This is a genomic window from Pseudoroseomonas cervicalis ATCC 49957, assembly GCF_000164635.1.
In the GTDB taxonomy this organism is placed as follows: domain Bacteria; phylum Pseudomonadota; class Alphaproteobacteria; order Acetobacterales; family Acetobacteraceae; genus Pseudoroseomonas; species Pseudoroseomonas cervicalis.
The window spans coordinates 1-979 of record NZ_GG771082.1; the positions used below are offsets into that span (position 1 = coordinate 1).

Genomic DNA, 979 nt, shown 5'->3' on the forward strand with positions numbered 1-979 from the left:
CCGGGCTGCGCGGCGCCGTGGCGGCGCTGGCCCTGGCCGGGCTGGCCGGGCTGGCGCTGCTGCCCGTGCCGCTCTCGGTCCTCGCCCCGGCCGAGATCGTGGCGCGCACCCCCCTGCCCGTCGCCGCCCCGATCGAGGGGGTGGTGCGGCAGGTGCTGGTGCAGCCGAACCAGGCGGTGGCCGAGGGCCAGACGCTGTTCCGGCTGGACGATGTGACGCTGCGCAACCGCCGCGACATCGCCCTGAAGGCGCGCGCCGTGGCCGAGGCCGAGCTGGCCCGCGCCCAGCAGCGCGGCTTCAGCGATGCCGACAGCCGCAACCAGATCCGCCTGCTGCGCCTGCAGGCCGAGGAGAAGGCGCTGGAGGCCCGGCTGGCGGAGGAGCTGCTGGAGCGCGTCGAGGTGCGCGCGCCGCGCGCCGGCATCGTGCTGCTGAACGACCCGCAGGCCTGGATCGGCCGCCCCGTCGCCACCGGCGAGCGGGTGATGAGCCTGGCCGACCCGGCCGAGCTGGCGCTGCGCGCCTGGCTGCCGGCGGCCGAGGCGGTGCCGCTGCCCGAGGGGGCAAGGGTGCGCTTCTTCCCCGATGCCGACCCGCTCTCCCCCCTCGCCGCGCGGCTGGAGCGGGTGAATTACGAGGCCGAGGCGACACCGGGCGGCGGCCTCGCCTTCCAGGCCCGCGCCGGGCTGGCGGAGGAAGGGGCCATGGCGCGGCTCGGCGCCCAGGGCGTGGCGCGGCTGGAGGGCGGCAGCGTCACCCTCGGCTACTATCTGCTGCGGCGGCCGCTGGCGGCGGCGCGGCGCATGCTGGGGGTGTGATGCTGCTGCCCGCGGCCGCCCTGCCCGCCCTGCGCAGCGATCTGCGCCTGCATCCCGGCCCGCGCCGCGCCGATGGCGCGCCGGGCTGGACGCTGGAGGATCCCGGCCGCTTCCGCTTCTTCCGCCTGGGCTGGCTGGAGGTGGAGTGCCTGGCCGAATGG

1 protein-coding gene is annotated in these 979 nt (G+C 77.8%); it reads left to right on the forward strand.

The features are described from left to right. On the forward strand, positions 1–818 hold an 818-nt coding region (locus HMPREF0731_RS21845), incomplete at its 5' end, for an efflux RND transporter periplasmic adaptor subunit (RefSeq protein WP_007006428.1). Positions 819–979 lie beyond the last annotated feature (161 nt).